This is a genomic window from Bradyrhizobium sp. Bra64, assembly GCF_024519875.1.
GTDB classification, from domain to species: Bacteria; Pseudomonadota; Alphaproteobacteria; order Rhizobiales; family Xanthobacteraceae; genus Bradyrhizobium; species Bradyrhizobium japonicum_G.
This window is the reverse complement of sequence record NZ_JALJRD010000012.1, coordinates 127194-150272: the sequence shown is the minus strand read 5'-3', so window position 1 is coordinate 150272 and position 23079 is coordinate 127194. Positions and strand designations below refer to the sequence as shown.

Annotated in this window: 15 protein-coding genes; 14 read left to right on the top strand and 1 reads right to left on the bottom strand. The window is 62.9% G+C overall.

Features of this window, described 5'->3' with window-relative positions:
- Nucleotides 1-320: 320 nt before the first annotated feature.
- The 11 genes from secE (at nucleotide 321) to NR187_RS28055 (ending at nucleotide 18232) form a co-directional block, all read left to right on the top strand.
- Nucleotides 321-512: a preprotein translocase subunit SecE gene (gene secE / locus NR187_RS28105; protein ID WP_007611620.1), complete on the top strand. Its 192-nt coding sequence runs from the start codon at nucleotides 321-323 to the stop codon at nucleotides 510-512.
- Nucleotides 512-1066, top strand: a complete 555-nt coding sequence (nusG, locus tag NR187_RS28100) for a transcription termination/antitermination protein NusG (RefSeq protein WP_008136441.1) — start codon at nucleotides 512-514, stop codon at nucleotides 1064-1066. The genes secE and nusG overlap by 1 nt, the downstream gene beginning before the upstream one ends.
- A gap of 131 nt (nucleotides 1067-1197) precedes the next feature.
- Complete coding sequence (rplK, locus tag NR187_RS28095; protein ID WP_045008228.1) at nucleotides 1198-1626, top strand: 50S ribosomal protein L11; 429 nt, start codon at nucleotides 1198-1200, stop codon at nucleotides 1624-1626.
- A gap of 6 nt (nucleotides 1627-1632) precedes the next feature.
- On the top strand, nucleotides 1633-2325 hold the full coding sequence (gene rplA, locus NR187_RS28090; RefSeq protein ID WP_014494487.1) for a 50S ribosomal protein L1: 693 nt from the start codon (nucleotides 1633-1635) through the stop codon (nucleotides 2323-2325).
- Nucleotides 2326-2415: 90 nt separating this feature from the next.
- Nucleotides 2416-3363 carry a 2-hydroxyacid dehydrogenase gene (locus NR187_RS28085; protein WP_256808382.1) on the top strand — a complete coding sequence of 316 codons (948 nt, stop codon included), beginning with the start codon at nucleotides 2416-2418 and terminating at the stop codon, nucleotides 3361-3363.
- A gap of 587 nt (nucleotides 3364-3950) precedes the next feature.
- Nucleotides 3951-4469, top strand: a complete 519-nt coding sequence (gene rplJ, locus NR187_RS28080; RefSeq protein WP_211386664.1) for a 50S ribosomal protein L10 — start codon at nucleotides 3951-3953, stop codon at nucleotides 4467-4469.
- 54 nt (nucleotides 4470-4523) lie between these two features.
- On the top strand, nucleotides 4524-4895 hold the full coding sequence (rplL, locus tag NR187_RS28075) for a 50S ribosomal protein L7/L12 (RefSeq protein ID WP_211386663.1): 372 nt from the start codon (nucleotides 4524-4526) through the stop codon (nucleotides 4893-4895).
- Nucleotides 4896-5375: 480 nt separating this feature from the next.
- Nucleotides 5376-9494: a DNA-directed RNA polymerase subunit beta gene (gene rpoB, locus NR187_RS28070; protein ID WP_211386662.1), complete on the top strand. Its 4119-nt coding sequence runs from the start codon at nucleotides 5376-5378 to the stop codon at nucleotides 9492-9494.
- A 129-nt stretch (nucleotides 9495-9623) separates the two neighbouring features.
- Nucleotides 9624-13820: a DNA-directed RNA polymerase subunit beta' gene (rpoC, locus tag NR187_RS28065; protein WP_211386661.1), complete on the top strand. Its 4197-nt coding sequence runs from the start codon at nucleotides 9624-9626 to the stop codon at nucleotides 13818-13820.
- A 193-nt stretch (nucleotides 13821-14013) separates the two neighbouring features.
- A complete protein-coding gene (locus NR187_RS28060; RefSeq protein WP_211386660.1) occupies nucleotides 14014-16074 on the top strand; it encodes an FAD-dependent oxidoreductase in 2061 nt (686 codons plus the stop codon).
- A 133-nt stretch (nucleotides 16075-16207) separates the two neighbouring features.
- A complete protein-coding gene (locus NR187_RS28055) occupies nucleotides 16208-18232 on the top strand; it encodes an ABC transporter ATP-binding protein (RefSeq protein WP_256808380.1) in 2025 nt (674 codons plus the stop codon).
- Here the strand turns inward: NR187_RS28055 and NR187_RS28050 are convergent.
- Nucleotides 18154-19398 carry an NAD(P)/FAD-dependent oxidoreductase gene (locus NR187_RS28050; RefSeq protein WP_256808379.1) on the bottom strand — a complete coding sequence of 415 codons (1245 nt, stop codon included), beginning with the start codon at nucleotides 19396-19398 and terminating at the stop codon, nucleotides 18154-18156. The two genes, NR187_RS28055 and NR187_RS28050, sit on opposite strands and share 79 nt — an antisense overlap.
- Before the next feature lie 689 nt (nucleotides 19399-20087).
- Here NR187_RS28050 and rpsL point away from each other — a divergent pair.
- Genes rpsL through fusA form a run of 3 tightly spaced genes read left to right on the top strand, consistent with a single transcriptional unit; the run spans nucleotide 20088 to nucleotide 23051 of the window.
- Entirely contained in the window at nucleotides 20088-20459 is a 372-nt protein-coding gene (rpsL, locus tag NR187_RS28045; protein ID WP_007603006.1) for a 30S ribosomal protein S12, read from the top strand.
- A 15-nt stretch (nucleotides 20460-20474) separates the two neighbouring features.
- Nucleotides 20475-20945 carry a 30S ribosomal protein S7 gene (rpsG, locus tag NR187_RS28040; protein ID WP_018322260.1) on the top strand — a complete coding sequence of 157 codons (471 nt, stop codon included), beginning with the start codon at nucleotides 20475-20477 and terminating at the stop codon, nucleotides 20943-20945.
- 33 nt (nucleotides 20946-20978) lie between these two features.
- Nucleotides 20979-23051 carry an elongation factor G gene (fusA, locus tag NR187_RS28035; protein ID WP_211386657.1) on the top strand — a complete coding sequence of 691 codons (2073 nt, stop codon included), beginning with the start codon at nucleotides 20979-20981 and terminating at the stop codon, nucleotides 23049-23051.
- The last annotated feature ends 28 nt before the right edge of the window (nucleotides 23052-23079 follow it).

The window sequence follows — 23079 nt, the reverse complement described above, 5'->3', positions numbered from 1 at the left end:
AAGGAACCGGCTGAAGCTCCGGGACGGCGCTTTGGCAGGGGCAGATAAGCCCTTGATCGGCCTGGGCTCTGTTCGGTCGTCCGGGGAGGTCGGGTTGTCCGCGCGAGCCCTCTCTATCTTGACCTTTGGTCCCATCCGCAGTAGATACCCCGCACTCGCTGCCGGCCCGTTAAACGCGGATTTCCGGCGCGGCTTTGAAATCCCCGAACAATCGAGCCCGGTTTCCGGCTCATCCTTCAAGACAGAGGGCTGGGCCAACGGCGGCTGTTCGGATCCCTGAAATTCATTCGCGTCTGTCGACGGACGTTGGACATCAAACGATGGCAGTCAGCCCGTTCAAGTTCTTGCAGGAAGTGCGCTCGGAGACCGCCAAGGTCACCTGGCCAACCCGCCGCGAGACCACGATCACCACCATCATGGTGTTCGTGATGGTCGCCGTGGCCTCGATCTTCTTCTTCGCCGCCGACCAGATCATCCGCTACCTCATCACCTTCCTTCTGGGCATCCACTGATGGCAACAGCAACGGCTCAATTGTCTGACAAGCGCTGGTACATCGTCCACGCCTATTCGAATTTCGAAAAGAAGGTCGCCGAATCGATCCGCGAGCAGGCCAAGCAGCGCGGGCTCGAGGAGCTGTTCGAGCTGGTGCTGGTCCCGACCGAGAAGGTCACGGAAGTGCGCCGCGGCCGCAAGATCGACGCCGAGCGCAAGTTCTTCCCGGGCTACGTGCTGGTGAAGATGAAGCTGACCGACGAGGCGTTTCATCTGATCAAGAACACGCCGAAGGTGACGGGCTTCCTCGGCGCCGAAAACAAGCCGATGCCGATCTCGGAATCCGAGGCCATGCGCATCCTGCACCAGGTGCAGGAGGGCGTGGAACGGCCGAAGGCGTCGGTGTCGTTCGAGATCGGCGAGAACGTGCGCGTGGCCGACGGCCCGTTCGCCTCGTTCTCGGGTGTGGTCGAGGAAATCGACGAGGCGCGCTCGCGCGTGAAGGTCGCGGTGTCGATCTTCGGCCGCGCCACGCCGGTCGAGCTGGAATTCGGTCAGGTCGAGAAGGTCTGACCGGACGACGCGTGAAGCGAAGCTTCGCGCGAAAATAGGCCGTGGGAGGAAGAGGGCGGTTGCCAGCCGCGCTCGATCCCAACCACGGAACCTGAAACCGCCGGTCCAGGCCGGCACAACAGGAGTGATACATGGCAAAGAAAGTGACCGGATACCTGAAGCTTCAGGTCCCGGCCGGTGCGGCGAATCCTTCGCCCCCGATCGGTCCCGCGCTCGGTCAGCGTGGTCTCAACATCATGGAGTTCTGCAAGGCGTTCAACGCCCAGACCCAGAAGGAAGAGAAGAACACCCCGATCCCGGTGGTCATCACCATCTATGCGGACCGTTCCTTCACCTTCGAGATGAAGACGCCGCCGATGTCCTTCTTCCTCAAGCAGGCTGCAAAAATCCAGTCCGGCTCGAAGGCGCCGGGCCGCGACAAGGCCGGCGCGGTGACCAAGGCGCAGGTGCGCGAGATCGCCGAGAAGAAGATGAAGGATCTCAATTGCGACACCATCGAATCGGCCATGAAGATGGTCGAGGGCTCTGCCCGCTCGATGGGTCTGGAAGTGGCGGGGTAAGGGCTCATGGCAATCGGAAAGCGTTTGAACAAAGCCCGCGAAGGTGTTGACCGCGAAAAGCTTTACCCGCTCGCGGACGCCATCAAGATGGTCAAGGAACGCGCGAAAGCGAAGTTCGACGAGACCATCGAGGTCGCGATCAATCTCGGCGTCGATCCGCGCCACGCCGACCAGATGGTCCGCGGCGTCGTGACCCTGCCGAACGGCACCGGCCGTACGCTCCGCGTCGGCGTGTTCGCCCGCGGCGCCAAGGCCGACGAGGCCAAGGCTGCGGGCGCCGACGTCGTCGGCGCCGAAGACCTGGTCGAGAAGGTGCAGAACGGCTCGATCGATTTCGACCGCTGTATCGCCACCCCCGACATGATGCCGCTGGTCGGCCGTCTCGGTAAGGTGCTCGGCCCGCGCGGCCTGATGCCGAACCCGAAGATCGGCACCGTGACCATGGACGTCACCGGTGCGGTGAAGGGTGCCAAGGGCGGATCGGTCGAGTTCCGTGTCGAGAAGGCCGGCATCCTGCAGGCCGGCGTCGGCAAGGCCTCGTTCTCCGAGGAGAAACTGGTCGAGAACATCAAGGCGCTCGCGGACGCGGTCTCCAAGGCCAAGCCCGCCGGCTCCAAGGGAACCTACATCCAGCGCGTTGCGGTGTCCTCGACGATGGGCCCCGGCGTGAAGGTCGAGCCGGGCACCATTCTCGGCTAGGGTTTGAAAATTGCATGAGGTGAGGGGCGGAATCGGGCGACCGATTCCGCCCCTCATCGTTTGTGGCGACGTTTACCGGAAACAAGAACAATGGCTGACAAGGTCCTGATCTACTCGCGCTTTCCCAAGACGATGATGGTGCGTTTCGCCGAGCGGTTCGAACTGCTCGATACCGGCGGCAAGCCCGCGCGTGAAGTGTTTTCGGCCGATGAACTGAGTGGCATCCGCGCGCTGCTCACCGCGGGCGGCACGCCGCTCGACGCGGAGGCGATGGACCTGTTTCCGAAGCTCGGCGCCATCGTCTGCTACGGCACCGGCTATGACGGCATCGACCTGAAGGCGGCCGCAGCCCGCAACATCGAAGTCGGCCACAGCCCGGGCGCCAATGCGGCCTCGGTCGCCGACATCGCGATGACCCTGATGCTCGCGACGACGCGGCGGATCCTGGCTGCCGACCAATATGTCCGCAGCGGCGATTGGGCCGCCTCGAAGCCGTCGCCGATGATGCGGCCCCAGGCCGGCATGCCCGGCCGCCGCATCGGCGTCTACGGCATGGGCGAGATCGGTCGCAAGATCGCCGCGCGCTGTGCCGCCTTCGAGAGCGAAATCGGCTATTTCAGCCGGACTAAGTACGATTTGCCCTATCAATATTTCCCGACCCTGGAGGCGCTGGCCGATTGGTGCAGCGTGCTGATGATCGCGGTCCGGGCAGGGGCCGACACCCAGCATGTCGTCAATGCGGACATCCTGAAGCGCCTGGGCGCGGACGGCTATGTCGTCAACATCTCCCGCGGCTCTGTCATCGACGAGAAGGCCCTGGTAGCGGCCCTGACCGACAAGACCATTGCGGGGGCCGGCCTCGACGTCTTCGACAACGAACCGCACGCCCCCGACGCCCTGACGGCGCTCGCTAACGTAGTGCTCGCGCCGCATATCGGCGGTCACACCCTCGAATCGCACGTCGCCATGCAGGATTGCGTGCTGACGAATCTAGGCGCGTTCTTCGAGGGCAAGTCGCTGCCTCATGGGGTCAAATGAGCCTGAATCAGCCCTTGTCGGCCCAGGACAGGCATCCGCGGCAACGGATTGGAACTGGTGTGAATTTTGCTCTTGGCAAGCAGGCTCCGAGCGGTTAAAGAACCGCTTCCGGACGTGCCGGCCTCGGCTGGCGCGTTCGTGCACGCATTCCGAAAACCCGACAAGACAGGAGATCATTCCTTTTCAGGACGTCCGTAAGGATTTGCCGGAAAAGGGAAGAAAACCCGTCGGTTGGTGGAGTGCGGGCAGAGGTCGGGCGGTTCGCCGGCTGACCTTGTCCTGTCCAAGACTGCAGGCGCCCGCGGGGAATCTCGATTTCTCAACGGCTTAATCGCATGGCCTGCATAGACGGGTGAAGACCGGATTTCACTTCGCGCCCAGCTTTACGGCTGGCTCCGCGGAACGGCTCTGGTTCGGACCTCGACACGCCGTGGGCCTTAGCGGGCTCCCGGAGGGCAGGCTTTGAATTGTCGTCTTGCCCGGCGTGTCCGATGGGTTTTGGCCCTGAGGTTCAGGTTTGGGCGGGACGATGGGTGCAACCCGGCGGTCCCGCTTTCGCGATGACCGCCAACCGGAAAGAGCTTGCTGTGGAACGAGCGGCAAAAAAGGAAGCGGTCGAACAGCTCAATGGGGTCTTCAAGACCACGAGCGTCGCGGTCGTTGCCCAATATTCCGGCCTGACCGTTGCCCAGATGCAGAAGCTGCGGACGCAGATGAAGCAGGCTGGCGCCTCGGTGAAGGTCTCGAAGAACCGTCTCGCCAAAATTGCTCTTGAAGGCACTGACGTCGTTGCCATCGGTCCCATGCTGAAGGGACCGACCGTGATCGCCACTTCGAATGATCCGGTAGCGGCGCCAAAGGTCGCCGTCGAATTCGCCAAGACGAACGAAAAGTTCGTCATCATCGGCGGCTCGATGGGAACGACCGTCCTGAATGTCGACGGCGTGAAGGCTCTTGCCTCGCTGCCGTCGCTTGACGAGCTGCGTGCAAAGATCGTCGGCCTGCTTGTGGCCCCGGCGACCAAGCTCGCTCAGCTCGCCAATGCGCCCGCGGGCAAGCTCGCGCGCGTCATCCAGGCTCATGCCTCAAAGGGCGAAGCGGCCTGACGCCCTTCGCAAAACTCAAACCCGAACCAGACTTACATTCAAGGAAACTGAACAATGGCTGACTTGCAGAAGATCGTTGACGACCTCTCGAGCCTCACCGTGCTCGAAGCTGCCGAACTCGCGAAGCTCCTCGAAGAAAAGTGGGGCGTGTCCGCCGCTGCGGCAGTGGCCGTTGCCGGTCCCGCCGCTGCTGCCGCCGCTCCGGCGGAAGAGAAGACCGAGTTCACGGTCGTTCTGGCCGCCGCCGGCGACAAGAAGATCGAGGTCATCAAGGAAGTCCGCGCCATCACCGGCCTGGGCCTGAAGGAAGCAAAGGACCTCGTCGAGGGCGCGCCGAAGCCTGTCAAGGAAGGCGTGAACAAGGACGAAGCCGAGAAGATCAAGGTCCAGCTCGAGAAGGCTGGCGCAAAGGTCGAGCTCAAGTAAGCAACGCTTACTGGCACAAGATCCCGGCGAGCGTCAGCGAAACCGGGATCTCGGACCATCCCGAAAGGGTGGGCCAGATGCAAAAGGCGTGCGACGGAACGTCCCGACGCAGGCCGAACACGGAAAAGTGTGGGGATTTGAGGGTTTACCCCTCGAATCTCCACTATTGTCGCCCCATATCGGGTCGGCAGCACGAAAGCGCGGTGGGCAGGGATGCCGGATTTCCCTGTAAGCCGTTGGGAGAGCAAGCTATTTCGGGCTTTTGCAGTCCGTGAAGACGATCGTTGTGACGGGCGGGCGTGCCTATGCGCCCCGCGCGTCGTTTTGCGTTTTGAAGATCTGAAGAACAGATTCAGGACATGACGGCCTGAAACTGGATTTTTGGTCCCCAAAACGGGTTCGAAAAATTCAACCCGGGGAGTGGTGGCAGCCGCTTCTTGGACGACGCGCCCCGAGCGGGCGACGAAATGAGAGGCCACGATGGCGCAGCAGACATTCACCGGTCGCAAACGCGTTCGCAAGTTCTTCGGACACATCAAGGAAGTCGCCGAGATGCCGAACCTCATCGAGGTTCAGAAGGCATCCTATGACCAGTTCCTGATGGTCGACGAACCCGCGGGCGGACGCCTCGACGAGGGTCTGCAGGCGGTGTTCCGCTCGGTGTTCCCGATCTCGGACTTCTCGGGCACCTCGATGCTGGAATTCGTCCGCTACGAGTTCGAACAGCCGAAGTACGACGTCGACGAGTGCCGCCAGCGCGGCATGACCTTCGCGGCACCGCTCAAGGTGACGCTGCGCCTCATCGTGTTCGATATCGACGAGGAAACCGGCGCGAAGTCGGTGAAGGACATCAAGGAGCAGGACGTCTACATGGGCGACATCCCGCTCATGACGATGAACGGCACCTTCATCGTCAACGGCACCGAGCGCGTCATCGTCTCGCAGATGCACCGGTCGCCCGGCGTGTTCTTCGACCACGACAAGGGCAAGACCCATTCCTCGGGCAAGCTGCTGTTCGCCGCCCGTGTCATCCCGTATCGCGGTTCCTGGCTCGACATCGAGTTCGACGCCAAGGACATCGTGTATGCGCGTATCGACCGTCGCCGCAAGATTCCGGTGACGTCGCTGATGTTCGCGCTCGGTCTCGACGGCGAGGCGATCCTGTCCACGTTCTACAAGAAGATCCTCTACAAGCGGACCAAGGAAGGCTGGCGCGTTCCGTTCGACGCCAACCGTTTCCGCGGTTACTCGACCATCAACGACCTGATCGACGCCGACACCGGCAAGGTCGTGCTCGAGGCCGGCAAGAAGCTCACCGTCCGCGGTGCGCGTCAGATGCAGGAGAAGGGGCTGAAGGCGCTGCGCCTGTCGGATGAGGAGCTCGTCGGCAACTATCTCGCCGAGGACCTCGTCAATCCCAAGACCGGCGAGATCCACGCGGAAGCCGGTGAAGAGATCACCGACAAGTCCATGAAGGCCCTCAACGAGCACGGCTACAAGGAGTTGCCGCTGCTCGACATCGACCATGTCAATGTCGGCGCCTACATCCGCAATACGCTCTCGGCCGACAAGAACATGACGCGCGAGGACGCGCTGTTCGACATCTATCGCGTGATGCGTCCGGGCGAGCCGCCGACGCTGGATTCGGCGCAGGCGATGTTCCAGTCGCTGTTCTTCGATTCCGAGCGTTACGACCTCTCCGCGGTCGGCCGCGTCAAGATGAACATGCGCCTCGACCTCGATGCGCCCGACACCCAGCGCACGCTGCGCAAGGAAGACATCCTCTCCGTCATCAAGACGCTGGTGGATTTGCGCGACGGCAAGGGCGAAATCGACGACATCGACCATCTCGGCAACCGCCGTGTGCGCTCGGTCGGCGAGCTCATGGAGAATCAGTACCGCATCGGCCTCCTGCGCATGGAGCGCGCGATCAAGGAGCGCATGTCCTCGGTCGACATCGACACGGTCATGCCGCAGGACCTGATCAACGCCAAGCCGGCGGCTGCCGCCGTGCGCGAGTTCTTCGGCTCCTCGCAGCTCTCGCAGTTCATGGACCAGACCAACCCGCTGTCGGAGATCACCCACAAGCGCCGTCTCTCGGCGCTCGGACCGGGCGGTCTGACCCGCGAGCGCGCCGGCTTCGAGGTGCGCGACGTGCATCCGACGCATTACGGCCGCATCTGCCCGATCGAGACGCCGGAAGGTCCGAACATCGGCCTGATCAACTCGCTCGCGACCTTCGCGCGCGTGAACAAGTACGGCTTCGTCGAGACGCCCTACCGCAAGGTCAAGGACGGCCGGGTCACCGACGAGGTCGTGTACCTCTCGGCGATGGAAGAGGGCCGCTACACGGTCGCGCAGGCCAACGTGCCGCTCGACCCGAAGGGCCGCTTCACCGAAGACCTCGTGGTCTGCCGTCACGCCGGCGAAGTCTTGCCGGTGACGCCGGACAAGGTCGACTACATGGACGTGTCGCCGAAGCAGCTCGTTTCGGTTGCCGCGGCGCTGATCCCGTTCCTCGAGAACGACGACGCCAACCGCGCGCTGATGGGCTCGAACATGCAGCGCCAGGCGGTGCCGCTGGTTCGCGCCGAGGCTCCGTTCGTCGGCACCGGCATGGAAGGCGTCGTTGCGCGTGACTCGGGTGCCGCGATCGCGGCGCGCCGTTCGGGCGTGATCGACCAGATCGACGCGACCCGCGTCGTCATCCGCGCCACGGAAGATCTCGATCCGACCAAGTCGGGCGTCGATATCTACCGTCTGATGAAGTACCAGCGCTCCAACCAGTCGACCTGCATCAACCAGCGTCCGCTGGTGAAGGTCGGCGACATCGTCAAGAAGGGCGACATCATCGCCGACGGTCCGTCGACCGATCTCGGCGAGCTCGCGCTCGGCCGGAACGTGCTCGTCGCGTTCATGCCGTGGAACGGCTACAACTTCGAAGACTCGATCCTGCTCTCCGAGCGGATCGTGAAGGAAGACGTCTTCACCTCGATCCATATCGAGGAATTCGAGGTGATGGCCCGCGACACCAAGCTCGGGCCCGAGGAAATCACCCGCGACATTCCGAACGTTTCGGAAGAAGCGCTGAAGAACCTCGACGAAGCCGGCATCGTGTACATCGGCGCGGAAGTGCGCGCCGGCGACATCCTGGTCGGCAAGATCACGCCGAAGGGCGAAAGCCCGATGACGCCGGAAGAAAAGCTCCTGCGTGCCATCTTCGGCGAGAAGGCCTCCGACGTTCGCGACACCTCGCTGCGCGTTCCTCCGGGCGTGCAGGGCACGATCGTGGAAGTGCGCGTGTTCAACCGTCACGGCGTCGACAAGGACGAGCGCGCTCTGGCGATCGAGCGGGAAGAGATCGAGCGTCTGGCCAAGGACCGCGACGACGAGCAGGCGATCCTGGACCGCAACGTCTACAACCGTCTTGCCGAGCTGCTCGAGGGACGGCAGGGCATCGCCGGTCCGAAGGGCTTCAAGAAGGACACCAAGATCACCCGTGCGGTGCTCGAGGAGTACCCGAAGTCGCAGTGGTGGCTGTTCGCTTCGCCGAACGACAAGCTGATGGCCGAAATCGAGGCCATGCGGAAGCAGTACGACGAGTCGAAGAAGGGGCTGGAACAGCGCTTCCTCGACAAGGTCGAGAAGCTTCAGCGCGGCGACGAGCTGCCGCCCGGCGTGATGAAGATGGTCAAGGTCTTCGTCGCGGTGAAGCGCAAGATCCAGCCCGGCGACAAGATGGCCGGCCGCCATGGCAACAAGGGCGTGGTGTCGAAGATCGTGCCGATCGAGGACATGCCGTTCCTCGAAGACGGTACGCACGCCGACATCGTGCTCAACCCGCTGGGCGTGCCCTCGCGCATGAACGTCGGACAGATCCTCGAGACCCATCTCGGCTGGGCCTGCGCCGGCCTCGGCAAGCGCATCGGCCAGACGGTCGATGCCTATTTGTCGAAGCAGGACATCAGGCCGCTGAAGGAAACCTTGAAGAAGGTCTACGGCGAGGACGAGACGATCAAGTCGCTCAACGACAACGAGTTGATCGAGCTCGGCCACAATCTGAGCCGCGGCGTGCCGATCGCGACGCCGGTGTTCGACGGCGCCAAGGAAGCCGACATCGAGGAGATGCTGAAGCTTGCCGGTCTGGACGCTTCGGGTCAGTCGACCGTGTATGACGGCCGCACCGGCGATGCGTTCGATCGCAAGGTGACGGTGGGCTACATCTACATGCTCAAGCTGCACCATCTGGTCGACGACAAGATCCATGCGCGTTCGATCGGTCCGTACTCGCTCGTCACCCAGCAGCCGCTGGGCGGCAAGGCGCAGTTCGGCGGCCAGCGCTTCGGCGAAATGGAGGTGTGGGCGCTCGAAGCTTACGGCGCGGCGTACACGCTCCAGGAGATGCTGACGGTGAAGTCGGACGACGTCGCCGGCCGCACCAAGGTGTACGAGGCGATCGTGCGCGGCGACGACACGTTCGAGGCCGGTATTCCGGAATCGTTCAACGTGCTGGTCAAGGAAATGCGCTCGCTCGGCCTCAACGTCGACCTGCACAATTCCAAGGTGGGTCCGGCGCCGACGTCGGAAGCGGCCGAGTAAAACGACCTTTCATGCCCGGCCTTCACGGCCGGGCATCGGCGCCCGACCCGAGGCCTTGAGGGCAGGGCGCCCCGCTCGAGTGATTTTCGAATTTGCGGCCGTAGGCGACCGGCACGCGAGGAGAAGACGATGAACCAAGAAATTATGAATCTCTTCAACCCGACGACTCCGGCTCAGGTCTTCGACCAGATCCGGATCTCGATCGCGTCTCCAGAGAAGATTCTGTCCTGGTCCTACGGCGAGATCAAGAAGCCGGAGACCATCAACTACCGTACCTTCAAGCCCGAGCGCGACGGCCTGTTCTGCGCCCGCATCTTCGGGCCGATCAAGGACTACGAGTGCTTGTGCGGCAAGTACAAGCGCATGAAGTACAAGGGCATCATCTGCGAGAAGTGCTCGGTCGAGGTCACGCTGTCGCGCGTCCGGCGCGAGCGCATGGGCCATATCGAGCTCGCAGCCCCCGTCGCCCACATCTGGTTCCTGAAGTCGCTGCCCTCGCGCATCGGCCTTCTGCTGGACATGACGCTGAAGGATCTCGAGCGGATCCTCTACTTCGAATATTACGTCGTGCTCGAGCCGGGCCTTACCGCGCTGAAGGACCGTCAGCTGCTGTCGGAAGACGAGTATCTGAAGGCGCAGGACGAGTACGGCCAGGATTCCTTCACCGCCATGATCGGCGCTGAGGCGATCCGCGAGCTGCTCAAGGGCATGGATCTCGAGAAGCTCGAGGCCTCCTTGCGCATCGAGATGCAGGAGACCGACTCCGACATCAAGCACAAGAAGCTCGCCAAGCGCCTGAAGATCGTGGAAGCGTTCCGCCACTCCGGCAACAAGCCGGAATGGATGATCATGACCGTGGTCCCGGTGATTCCGCCGGACCTGCGTCCGCTTGTGCCGCTGGACGGCGGCCGCTTCGCGACCTCGGACCTCAACGACCTCTACCGCCGCGTCATCAATCGCAACAACCGCTTGAAGCGACTGATGGAGCTGCGCGCCCCGGACATCATCATCCGCAACGAGAAGCGCATGCTTCAGGAAGCGGTCGATGCGCTGTTCGACAACGGCCGCCGCGGCCGCGTCATCACGGGCGCCAACAAGCGTCCGCTGAAGTCGCTCGCCGACATGCTCAAGGGCAAGCAGGGCCGCTTCCGTCAGAACCTGCTCGGCAAGCGTGTCGACTATTCGGGCCGTTCGGTGATCGTGGTCGGTCCCGAGCTGCGCCTGCATCAGTGCGGCCTGCCGAAGAAGATGGCGCTCGAGCTGTTCAAGCCGTTCATCTACTCGCGGCTTGACGCGAAGGGCCTGTCCACGACCGTGAAGCAGGCCAAGAAGCTGGTCGAGAAGGAGCGGCCCGAGGTCTGGGACATCCTGGACGAGGTCATCCGCGAGCATCCAGTGCTGCTCAACCGAGCGCCGACGCTGCATCGCCTCGGCATCCAGGCGTTCGAGCCCGTGCTGATCGAGGGCAAGGCGATCCAGCTCCACCCGCTGGTCTGCGCCGCGTTCAACGCCGATTTCGACGGCGACCAGATGGCCGTGCACGTTCCGCTGTCGCTCGAGGCGCAGCTGGAAGCGCGCGTCCTGATGATGTCGACCAACAACATCCTGCATCCGGCGAACGGCCAGCCGATCATCGTGCCGTCGCAGGACATCGTGCTCGGTCTCTACTACGTCTCCATCATGCGCGAAGGCCTGCCCGGCGAGGGCAAGATCTTCGGCGACATGGCCGAGCTCGAGCATGCGCTGCACGCGAAGGTCATCCACCTGCACACCAAGATCAAGTATCGGTGGCAGGGCATGGACGAGACCGGCAAGGTCTCAACGCGCTGGATCGAGACCACCGCAGGCCGCGTCATGCTCGGCAATCTCCTGCCGAAGAACCCGCGCATTTCGTACGAGATCATCAACAAGCTGATGACCAAGCGCGAGATCTCCGGCGTCATCGACCAGGTCTACCGCCACTGCGGTCAGAAGGAGACGGTGATCTTCTGCGACCGCATCATGGCGCTCGGCTTCTACAACGCGTTCAAGGCCGGCATCTCGTTCGGCAAGGACGACATGGTCGTTCCGCACTCCAAGTGGAAGATCGTCGACACCACCCGTACGCTGGCGAAGGATTTCGAGCAGCAGTACAACGATGGTCTGATCACCCATGGCGAGAAGTACAACAAGGTCGTCGACGCCTGGTCGAAGGCCACGGAAGAAATCGCCAAGGCGATGATGAAGGAGATCTCCTCGACCAAGAAGACGGCGAGCGGGGCGGATGCCGACATCAACTCGATCTACATGATGGCTCACTCCGGTGCCCGCGGTTCGCCGGCCCAGATGCGCCAGCTCGCCGGCATGCGCGGCCTGATGGCCAAGCCGTCGGGCGAGATCATCGAGACGCCGATCATCTCGAACTTCAAGGAAGGCCTCTCGGTTCTCGAGTACTTCAACTCGACCCACGGCGCCCGCAAGGGCCTCGCGGACACCGCGTTGAAGACCGCGAACTCCGGCTACCTGACCCGTCGTCTGGTCGACGTCGCGCAGGACTGCATCATCACGCAGAACGACTGCGGCACCAAGCTCGGCATCAAGATGCGCGCCATCGTCGATGCCGGCACCGTGGTTGCCTCGCTCGGTTCGCGCATCCTGGGCCGCACGGCCTGCGAAGACGTGCGCGACAGCTCGGGCAAGGTGATCATCAAGCGCGGTACGCTTATGGAAGAGAGCCATCTGGACGCCATCCATCAGGGTGGTGTGCAGGAGGTGAAGATCCGCTCGGCACTGACCTGCGAACTCGTCAACGGCATCTGCGGCATGTGCTACGGCCGCGACCTTGCCCGCGGCACGCCGGTCAACCACGGTGAAGCCGTCGGCGTCATCGCGGCGCAGTCGATCGGCGAGCCGGGCACCCAGCTGACCATGCGCACCTTCCACATCGGCGGTGCGGCGCAGCTCAACGAGCAGTCGTTCGTCGAATCCAACTTCGACGGCAAGATCGTGATCCGGAACAAGGCCATCGCCCGAAACAGCGAAGGTCATCTGGTCGCGATGGTCCGCAACATGGTGATCGCGATCGTCGATGCCGACGGCACCGAGCGTGCGACGCACCGTATCCAGTACGGTTCGCGCCTGCATGTCGACGAAGGCGACACCGTCAAGCGCGGCCAACGCATCGTTGAGTGGGATCCCTACACCCGTCCGCTCCTCACCGAAGTCGAAGGTACCATCGGCTTCGAGGATCTGGTCGAAGGGCAGTCGATCTCGGAAACGCTGGACGAAGCCACCGGTATCGCCAAGCGCGTGGTCATCGACTGGCGCTCGACCCGCGGCGGCGCGGACCTGCGTCCGGCCATCGTGGTCAAGGGCAAGGACGGCAAGGTGCTCAAGCTCGCCCGTGGCGGCGATGCCCGCTACATGCTGTCCGTCGATGCCATTCTCTCGGTCGACGTCGGAGCCAAGGTCAACCCGGGTGACATCCTCGCCCGTGTCTCGACCGAAAGCGCCAAGACGCGTGACATCACCGGCGGTCTGCCGCGGGTGGCGGAACTGTTCGAGGCCCGGCGTCCGAAGGATGCGGCGATCATCGCCGAAATCGCGGGCACCATCCGGTTCGGGCGCGACTACAAGAACAAGCGTCGCATCTCGATCGAGCCGATGGACAAGACCGACGAGGCGCGCGAGTACCTGATCCCGAAGGGCAAGCACATCCACCTTCAGGACGGCGACGTCGTCGAAAAGGGCGACTTCATCGTGGAAGGCAACCCGGCGCCGCACGACATTCTGGCGGTGAAGGGCATCGAGGAGCTCGCGGCCTATCTGGTCAACGAGATCCAGGAGGTCTACCGGCTCCAGGGCGTGCTCATCAACGACAAGCACATCGAGGTGATTGTCCGTCAGATGCTCCAGAAGGTGGAAGTCACCGACCAGGGCGACACGGACATGATCTCGGGCGAGCAGGTCGACAAGATCGAGTTCGACGCGCTGAACGAGAAGGCCAAGGAAGAGGGCAAGAAGATCGCCACGGGTACGCCGGTTCTGCTCGGCATCACCAAGGCGAGCCTCCAGACCCGTTCCTTCTTCTCGGCGGCCTCGTTCCAGGAGACCACCCGCGTCCTCACGGAAGCGGCGGTCAACGGCAAGGTCGATCCGCTCGAAGGCCTCAAGGAGAACGTCATCGTCGGCCGGCTGATCCCGGCAGGCACCGGCGCCTCGATGGCCAAGATCCGCGAAGTCGCGATGAAGCGCGACAAGCTGATCCTGGACGAGCGCGAGAAGCAGGCGGCCGTCGTGTCGCCCGCGCCGGAAGCGGAGCCGATGGCGCTGCCGCCCGCGGAATGATGGTTCATCCGTAGGAATACCGAGGACAATGAAAAGGCCGGCGCAAGCCGGCCTTTTTGCTGCTTTGTTTGCCTGTTGCGGTGCAAGATCAACATTTGTTCATCTTTCCTTCAGGCGCAAAAGCGCTTCTGCTAGGAGAGTTTAGACCGGTGGATCCCGTGACAGGGGCAGGGCCGGAGACCACGGAACTCTCATGCTTGATCTGGCAATCGTAGGCGGCGGCCCCGGCGGGCTGATGAGCGCTTGGTATCTGAAGCGCAAGCTCGGCGATCTCTGCCGCGTCACCATCTACGAGGCATCCGACCGGCTCGGCGGCAAGATCGTCACGCGTAAATTCGATTCCGCGCCCGCGATGTACGAGGCCGGCGTCGCCGAGATCTACGACTACTCGATGACCGGGCCGGATCCGCTGCGCGAACTGATCCAGCATTTCGGCCTGCAGACCATTCCGATGGACGCCGAACAGGTGCAGTTCGGCGGCGAGCTGCTCAACGACGTCGCCGGCATGCGCCGCAAATACGGCGCCAGGACTGCGGCCGCGATCGAGACGTTCCGCGAGCGCTGCGCCGAGGCGATGTCGCCGATCGAATATTACGAAGGCGTCGGCGCGCACGACAACGAGAACCCCTGGGCCTACAAGACCGCCGAGCAGGTGCTCGACGAGGAGGTCGAGGACGAGACCGCAAAGCGTTTCTTCAAGGTGATGGCACGCTCGGACATTGCGACCGAGAGCCACAACACCAACGGCCTCAACGCGCTCAAGAACTATCTGATGGATGTCGACGGCTATATCGGCCTCTATTCCATCCAGAACGGCAACGAGCAGCTGATCGAGTGCCTGCAGTCGGAGGTCAATGCCGACATCCAGCTCAATCACCGCGTGCTCACCGTCGGCAAGGCGCCGACGGGCCGCTACCAGCTCAAGATGATGAACGGCAAGGGCCCGGAGACGCGCGACTTCGATCTCGTGCTGGTCTGCCTGCCGCATTCCTGGCTTGCCACCATGGGCTGGGAGGGCGAGCAGCTCCGCAAGTCGATGGTCAAGCACGTTTCCTATTTCGACCGCCCCGCGCATTATTTGCGCGTCTCGATCCTGTTCGACACGCCGTTCTGGGGCGACAAGATCACGGGCGCCTGGTTCATGTCGGAGGCCTTCGGTGGCTGCTGCGTCTACAACGAAGGCGCGCGTCACGACGTCGGCAACCACGGCGTACTGAACTGGCTGATTCCGGGCTCCGACGCGCTGGCCTTCGCCAATCTCTCCGACCAGGAGCTGATCGACGCCGCGCTGAAATCGCTGCCGGCCTCGCTCGGCGATGCGCGTTCGCATGTCATGGAGGGCAAGATCCACCGCTGGCTGTCGTCGGTGAACGCGATTCCGGGCGGCTTGCCCGTGCGCGACGTCATGACCAATCACCGGCCCGAGCCGAAAGAGCATCCCGGAATCGTCGTGGTCGGCGACTATCTGTTCGACTCGACGCTGAACGGTTTGCTCGACTCCTCGGACGCGGCGACCGACATCATCCTGACCGAGATGATGCGCCTCCGCCGCGAGCGTTCGCAGGACGACAAGCCGCTGTCCGACAAGATCGATCGCGACTATTTCGCAAACTATCGCGGCCTCGGCCCCTATAGCGAGGCGTGGCGTCACTTCACCGATCCGGATTACCTCACCAGGCTGATCGGCATCGTCTGGGGCAAGACCAAGGGTGCCAAGCTATTGGTCGCGGGCTCGGCCAGCGGGGAGCTGGTCGGCGCACTGCGCGATCGCGGCTTTGATGCCTTCGGCATCGAGAACAACCGCGCGATCCACGCCAAAACGCCGAAAGCGCTGAAGAAGTATAACAAGCTCGGCTCGATCACCGACATGCCGTTCAAGGACGGCGCGTTCGACTTCGTGTTCGAGACCAGCCTCTGCCACGTTTCCCCGAAGCAAGTGGTCCGCGGGATCCGGGAGCTGAACCGCGTGGTCAAGACCGGCCTCGTGTTCGGCTCGATCACCTCCGACATGGCCTCGACGGTCATCGACCGCTACGACCTGTTGCGCGGGGTCAGGAAGCTCGGCACTTGGTGGGAATGGTCCGAACTGTTCTTCGGCAACGGCTTCGACCTGTCGATGCACCGCAAGGATTGCACCGACGCGCTCTGGGAGGCGACGCTCGCCGCCAACAAGGGCCCGGGCCAGTGGTACGCCGACGCCGACAGCTTGCGCTATTCCTTCTTCGACAAGGTCGAAGACGAGGACGAGGAGTAGCGGCAAGGACCGAGCCGGATTCGCCATTTGCTTTGCCGAATTCATTCTGATCGCATAGAATCGGTGCAATAGCGGTTTCCGCTATTTTCTGCTTTCTCTGCGGTCATGCCGGCCGTCAGCATCGGTTGGTTTCATGGCGTCCAGGCCTCCTTCTCCCGACAAAAAGAAGCTTGCTGCGGAAGAGGCGGCCGAGCTCGACGACAAGCTCGCCCCCGTCAAGCCCGACCTCGAAGACGACGAGGACGACGAAGACGAGGAGGATGACGAGCTGGAGCTCGACGACGACGATGAGGACGAGGATCTTGTCGTCTTTACCGCGCGCGAGGCTGCCGGCGCGCTCGCGACCATCCTGGGTTTCGTCAAACCCTTCCTGGTCAACTACAAGCGGATGCTGTCCTTCGTGGCGTTCGGCGTCTTCGTCGAGACGCTGTTCAACGTCATCATGCCGCTCAGCCTGAAGTACCTGATCGACGACGCGCTCGGCGAGGAGGATTTCCATGCGCTGTACAAGATCCTCGGGGTGCTCGCGGTCGCCGGCATCTTCACCTCGATCGTCGCGGTCTGGTACGAGCGCTGGGATGCGCGGCTGGCCGCCTGCATCATTTCCGATGTCCGCAAACGGCTGTTCGAGCATGTCCAGGACCTGCCGGCGGCGTATTTCGGCCGTACCAAGCGCGGCGAGATCCTGTCGCGCTTTTCCGTCGACCTCTCGGCCTTCGAAGGTTCGGTCAAGACCTTTGCCAACAGCGCGGCGCTGCCGTTCCTGGAATTGATCGCCGGCATCATCCTGATGCTGTTCCTGAACTGGCAGCTGGCGGCAGTCGCGCTACTGGTGTTCCCGATCACGCTGATCGGCCCGCGCATGCTCACCCCGAAAGCGGTGCAGGCCAATTACGAGCAGAAGCTGAACGAGAGCGCGCTGCTCGGCATGGTGCAGGAGAACGTCGCTGCGCAGGCCGTGATCAAGGCGTTCAGCCTGCAGCGCAAGATGTTCGGTTTCTTCGCTTTCCGCAACGACGAGACGCGCAACAGGATCGCCTCGGCCGCGTTCCTGTCGACCATGGTGGAGCGCACGGTCACCATCTCGGTGCTGCTCCTGCACCTCGTGGTGCTCGCGATCGGCGCCTATCTGGCGACCAAAGGCCAGATCACCATCGGTACTTTCGTCACCTTCGAGAGCGCGTTCTGGGAGGTCTCCTACAACATCGCCCACGTCATGCACTTCATTCCGGTGTCGATCTCTTCGGCCGCCGCGATCCGGCACATTCAGGAGCTGCTCGACGAGCCGACGCGCGGGGCCGATCGTGCCGGTGCGCCGGACCTGCCGCGCATCACCCACGACATCACCTTCGACCGCGTGACGTTCCAGTACGAGGGCAGCCAGACCCCGGTGCTGGACAATCTCAGCCTCAAGCTCGACGTCGGCAAGCGCATCGCCATCGTCGGTCCCTCAGGTTCCGGCAAGAGCACGCTGCTCAATTTGATCCTGCGACTCTACGTGCCCGACGAGGGCCGCGTCACTATCGACGGGGTCGACGTCCGCAAGGTGACGCTGGATTCGCTGCGCCGGAGCATGGCGGTCGTGTTCCAGGAGAACATGCTGTTCAACATGTCGATCCGCGAGAACATCCGCCTCGGCAAGGAAGGCGCGACCGACGAGGAGGTCGAGGAGGCGGCCAGGAAGGCCGAGATCCACCGCTACATCATGAGCCTGCCGCAGCGGTACGACACGCCCGTGGGCGAGCGCGGCGATACCCTCTCGGGCGGCCAGCGCCAGCGGGTCGCGATCGCGCGCGCGGTCATCCGTAATCCTTCCGTGCTGCTGCTGGACGAGGCTACCTCGGCGCTCGACCAGACCACGGAAGCCGCGATCAACCGTACGCTGCTCAAGGTCGCCAAGGGTCGCACCATGATCTGGTCGACTCACCGCCTGACCTCGGTGGTCGAGATGGACGAGATCATCGTGATTTCAGGGGGCAGGGCGATCGAGCGCGGCTCGCATGCCGAGTTGCTGGCGAAGAACGGCACCTACCGCAAGCTGTGGAACGACCAGATCCACCAGCCGCATGGCACGGCGGCTCAGGCCGGCGACGACAGCGACGAGGATGAAGACGACCTCGACGAGGACGATGAGGACGAGGACGACGAGGAGGAGTGACCGAGGAAGTTCGGCTCCAGATGGACAGCTCCTCCAAGAGGCCGCAGCAGCCCCTGAACCGACCAGGCAAGGAAGCGTGCCCAGCGCTGCGCCGCCCAGTAGGGGCTCGTCGCGATCGATACTGAACGGAAGTCGAATGCCCTCGCCGCCGACCATTCGTCGCACGCCCGCTTGACCGGATCGGCATAGAAAGCGGCGATCTTGTCGGTATCCATCCCGTCGGAGGCGAGCCATTGCGGGATGTAGACATTGCAGAGTCGCTCGACGTCGGTGAAGACCTTGTCGCAGCCGGTGCCGGCGGCAGGGCAGGAGGTCGCGAAGGCATCGCCCACCAGCACGAGGCCGGGCTGGCCGCTTGCGTCGTTCACATAGAGATCGACCGGGCGGATCTTGATCTCGCCGGGAACGTCGAATGCGCCGGTGATGCGCTTCAGCCGCGGCAGCGCGGCGTTCAGCGTCTCGGCCGGCGCCCGGCGCAATTCATGCAGCCAGGGATCGTCGAAGCCGCGGTAGACGAACAGATTGGCGCGCATCCTCGCCCCGATCGGAAACAGCGTGAGGTAGGGGATGCGGTCGCTCGGCCGTTCCGAGAAATAGGTCAGCGCCGGGAAGTCGAACGAATTCCGTCCCGCCGGCACCACGTCGAACCCGATTGAGATCGAGTGGCAGGCGCTGATGACTGTTCGCGCGATGCCGAGCTGGCGGCGCAGGCCGACATTGAGGCCGTTGGCGAGCACGACCAGCCGGGCTGAGACCACCTCGTCGTTGGAGAGCGTGATCTTCTGCCGTTCCGGGCTCGTCTCGACCGAGACGGCCTTGGCGCAGATTCGCTCGACGCTGGCAGCGATGTCGTCGCGGACGGCGTTAACGAGGGAATCGTAGAGGATGTTGAATTGGCGGCTGGGGGCCTTGTCGAGGAGTTGGCCGAAGCGGGCGATCCAGTTCTTGCCGACGAAGGTCGCGCGGCGCAGCACCGATTCGGCGATTCCGGTCTTCAGGAATCGCTCGACCTGCACGTGACCACTGAGTTTTTCGACTCGAAAGTCCGCCGGATAGCTCTCATGCGGATCGATCAGGACAGTCGAAATACCGGCGCGGCCGAGCATCGCGGCGGCGGTCGAGCCCGAAAGTCCTCCGCCGATGATGGCAATATCGGTGTAGCGCATGGCGTAAATCTCGGCGAAGGGGGCAGATTGACGCCTCAATCGGAAAGAAAGCCTTAGCAAGGGTAATAAAAGTATATTTTATCCGGGTGTAATTATATTTTGAGGTGGCCGAACCTGCGCTGCGTTCCCATATGGGAAAGGCTTGGTGAGCGCGGCAAACTGGCAAATTCCATAGGCGCGAGAAGCGTTTTGTGACTGTCGTTTCGCCTTGACTTGATCGACTCCCACTTATAGAAAGCGCCTCACTTAACGACAGGCGGTGAGCATCGCCAACGTCGGAACGGGCCACCCGTTGACCTCCAAGGTTCTGTGAACCCCCAAGGGTCGCTAAACACGGGCACCAACCTCGACGAATGCCGCTCAAACGCTGTCGATCATAGCTAGGCAATGCCAGTGCGATTTTAGTTCTCTTGAGCAAGCTCTCTCGAGATCGAATTCGGATGCATGACCTCGGTGCGCGGACCGCAGCTTCAAGCTGACCGGTCTGAATATCGCGGTCCTCTGTGGCGTCGTAACGCTTTCCGCTCAGTGATGGTGCGGTTGGCGCAATTTCGCTTTGTGCGGATTGTCCCGCGGAAGGTGGCCTCGTCGGGCGGGTAGCTCGAAAGAATTTGCGGACCCGGTGACGGGCCGCGGCAAGACAGCGGACCCGCAAGGGGCCGCGGCAGAACACAAAGGGTAAGGCCAGGATGCCGACGATCAACCAGCTGATCGCTCAACCGCGGGAAGTGCAGAAGTCGCGCAAGAAGGTGCCGGCGCTGCAGCAGTCGCCGCAGAAGCGCGGCGTTTGCACGCGCGTTTACACCACGACCCCGAAGAAGCCGAACTCGGCGCTTCGTAAGGTTGCCAAGGTGCGCCTGACCAACGGCTTCGAGGTGATCGGCTACATCCCTGGTGAGGGCCATAACCTCCAGGAGCACTCGGTGGTCATGATCCGCGGCGGCCGCGTCAAGGACTTGCCCGGCGTGCGCTACCACATCCTCCGCGGCGTTCTGGATACCCAGGGCGTCAAGAACCGTAAGCAGCGTCGTTCGAAGTACGGCGCCAAGCGTCCGAAGTAAGCGGGAACCAAGCCTATGTCTCGTCGCCACTCAGCGGAAAAGCGCGAAGTTCTGCCGGATCCGAAGTTCGGGAACATCATCGTCACCAAGTTCATGAACTCGGTGATGTACGCCGGCAAGAAGTCGGTCGCCGAAGGTATCGTCTACGGTGCGTTCGGCATCATCGAAACCAAGACCAAGCAGAACCCGCTCGGCGTGTTCGAGCAGGCGCTCGAGAACGTCATGCCGACCATCGAGGTGCGCTCCCGCCGCGTTGGTGGCGCGACCTACCAGGTTCCGGTCGAGGTTCGCTCGACCCGCCGGCAGGCGCTGGGCATCCGCTGGCTGATCTCCGCTGCGCGCGATCGCAACGAGAAGACCATGACCGAGCGGCTCTCGGCGGAGCTTCTGGACGCGTCGAACAACCGCGGGAACGCCGTCAAGAAGCGTGAAGACGTGCACCGGATGGCGGAAGCCAACCGCGCCTTCTCGCACTATCGCTGGTAACGGCGACACACCCGGACTTGCAAGGAACGACTCATGCCCCGCCAACATGCCATCGAGGATTACCGTAACTTCGGTATCATGGCGCATATCGACGCCGGCAAGACCACGACGACCGAGCGCATCCTCTATTATACCGGCAAGAGCCACAAGATCGGCGAAGTGCACGAAGGTGCTGCGACGATGGATTGGATGGAGCAGGAACAGGAGCGTGGCATCACGATCACCTCGGCTGCCACCACCGCGTTCTGGGCCGGCAAGCGCCTGAACATCATCGACACTCCCGGCCACGTCGACTTCACCATTGAAGTCGAACGTTCGCTGCGCGTGCTCGACGGCGCCGTTTGCGTGCTCGACTCGAACCAGGGCGTCGAGCCCCAGACCGAGACCGTCTGGCGCCAGGGCGACAAGTACAAGGTTCCGCGGATCGTCTTCGCCAACAAGATGGACAAGACCGGCGCCGACTTCTTCAAGTGCCTGTCCGACATCGTCGATCGCCTCGGTGCCAAGCCGATCGCGATCCAGCTTCCGATCGGCGCCGAGAACAACTTCAAGGGTCTCGTCGACCTCGTGAAGATGAAGGGTATCGTTTGGAACGATGAATCGCTCGGCGCGAAGTTCGACTATGTCGACATTCCGGAAGATCTCGTCGAGCAGGCCAAGGAATATCGCGAGAAGATGGTGGAAGCCGCCGTCGAACTCGACGACGACGCATTGGCCGCCTTCCTCGACGGCAACGAGCCGGACGAAGCGACGCTGAAGCGGTTGATCCGCAAGGCGGTGCTTACCGGTGCGTTCTATCCCGTGCTGTGCGGCTCGGCCTTCAAGAACAAGGGCGTGCAGCCGCTGCTCGACGCCGTCGTCGACTATCTGCCGTCGCCGATCGACGTCCCCGCGATCAAGGGCACCGACGACCGCGGCAACGAGGTCGTGCGCAAGGCCGACGACAAGGAGCCGCTCGCGCTGCTCGCGTTCAAGATCATGGACGACCCGTTCGTCGGCACCATCACCTTCTGCCGCATCTACTCGGGCGTCCTGCAGAGCGGCACCGGCGTCGTGAACTCGACGCGCGAGAAGAAGGAGCGCATCGGGCGCATGCTGCTGATGCATGCGAACAACCGCGAAGACATCAAGGAAGCCTATGCCGGCGACATCGTCGCGCTGGCGGGCCTGAAGGAAGCGCGCACCGGTGACACGCTGTGCGATCCCGACAAGCAGGTGATCCTGGAGAAGATGGAATTCCCCGAGCCGGTCATCGAGATCGCGATCGAGCCGAAGTCCAAGGCCGACCAGGAAAAGCTGGGCGTGGCGCTGGCCAAGCTCGCCGCGGAGGATCCGTCCTTCCGGGTGTCGACCGACCAGGAGTCCGGCCAGACCATCCTCAAGGGCATGGGCGAACTCCATCTCGACATCAAGGTCGACATCCTCCGGCGTACCTACAAGGTCGACGCCAACATCGGCGCGCCGCAGGTTGCGTTCCGTGAGCGCGTCACCAAGAGGGCCGAGGTCAAGTACACCCACAAGAAGCAGACCGGCGGTACCGGTCAGTTCGCGGAAGTGTCGATCGTGGTCGAGCCGAACGAGCCCGGCAAGGGTTACGAGTTCGAGTCCAAGATCGTCGGCGGTGCGGTTCCGAAGGAATACATCCCCGGCGTCGAAAAGGGCCTCAACAGCGTGATGGGCTCTGGTGTCGTCGCGGGCTTCCCCGTGGTCGACGTCAAGGTTCAGCTCGTCGACGGCAAGTATCACGACGTCGACTCGTCGGCGCTCGCCTTCGAAATCGCATCGCGCGCGGCGTTCCGCGAAGCGCTGCAGAAGGGAAAGTCCGTCCTGCTCGAGCCGATCATGAAGGTCGAAGTGGTGACCCCGGAAGACTACACCGGCTCGGTCATCGGCGACCTGAATTCCCGGCGCGGTCAGATCCAGGGTCAGGACATGCGCGGCAACGCCAACGTCATCAACGCGATGGTGCCGCTCATGAACATGTTCGGTTACGTGAACAACCTGCGCTCGATGAGCCAGGGTCGCGCGACCTTCACCATGCAGTTCGACCACTACGCAGAAGCGCCGGCCAACGTGTCGGCAGAAGTCCAGAAGAAGTTTGCCTGATTGTCGTCGGTTGAAAGCTGACGATTGA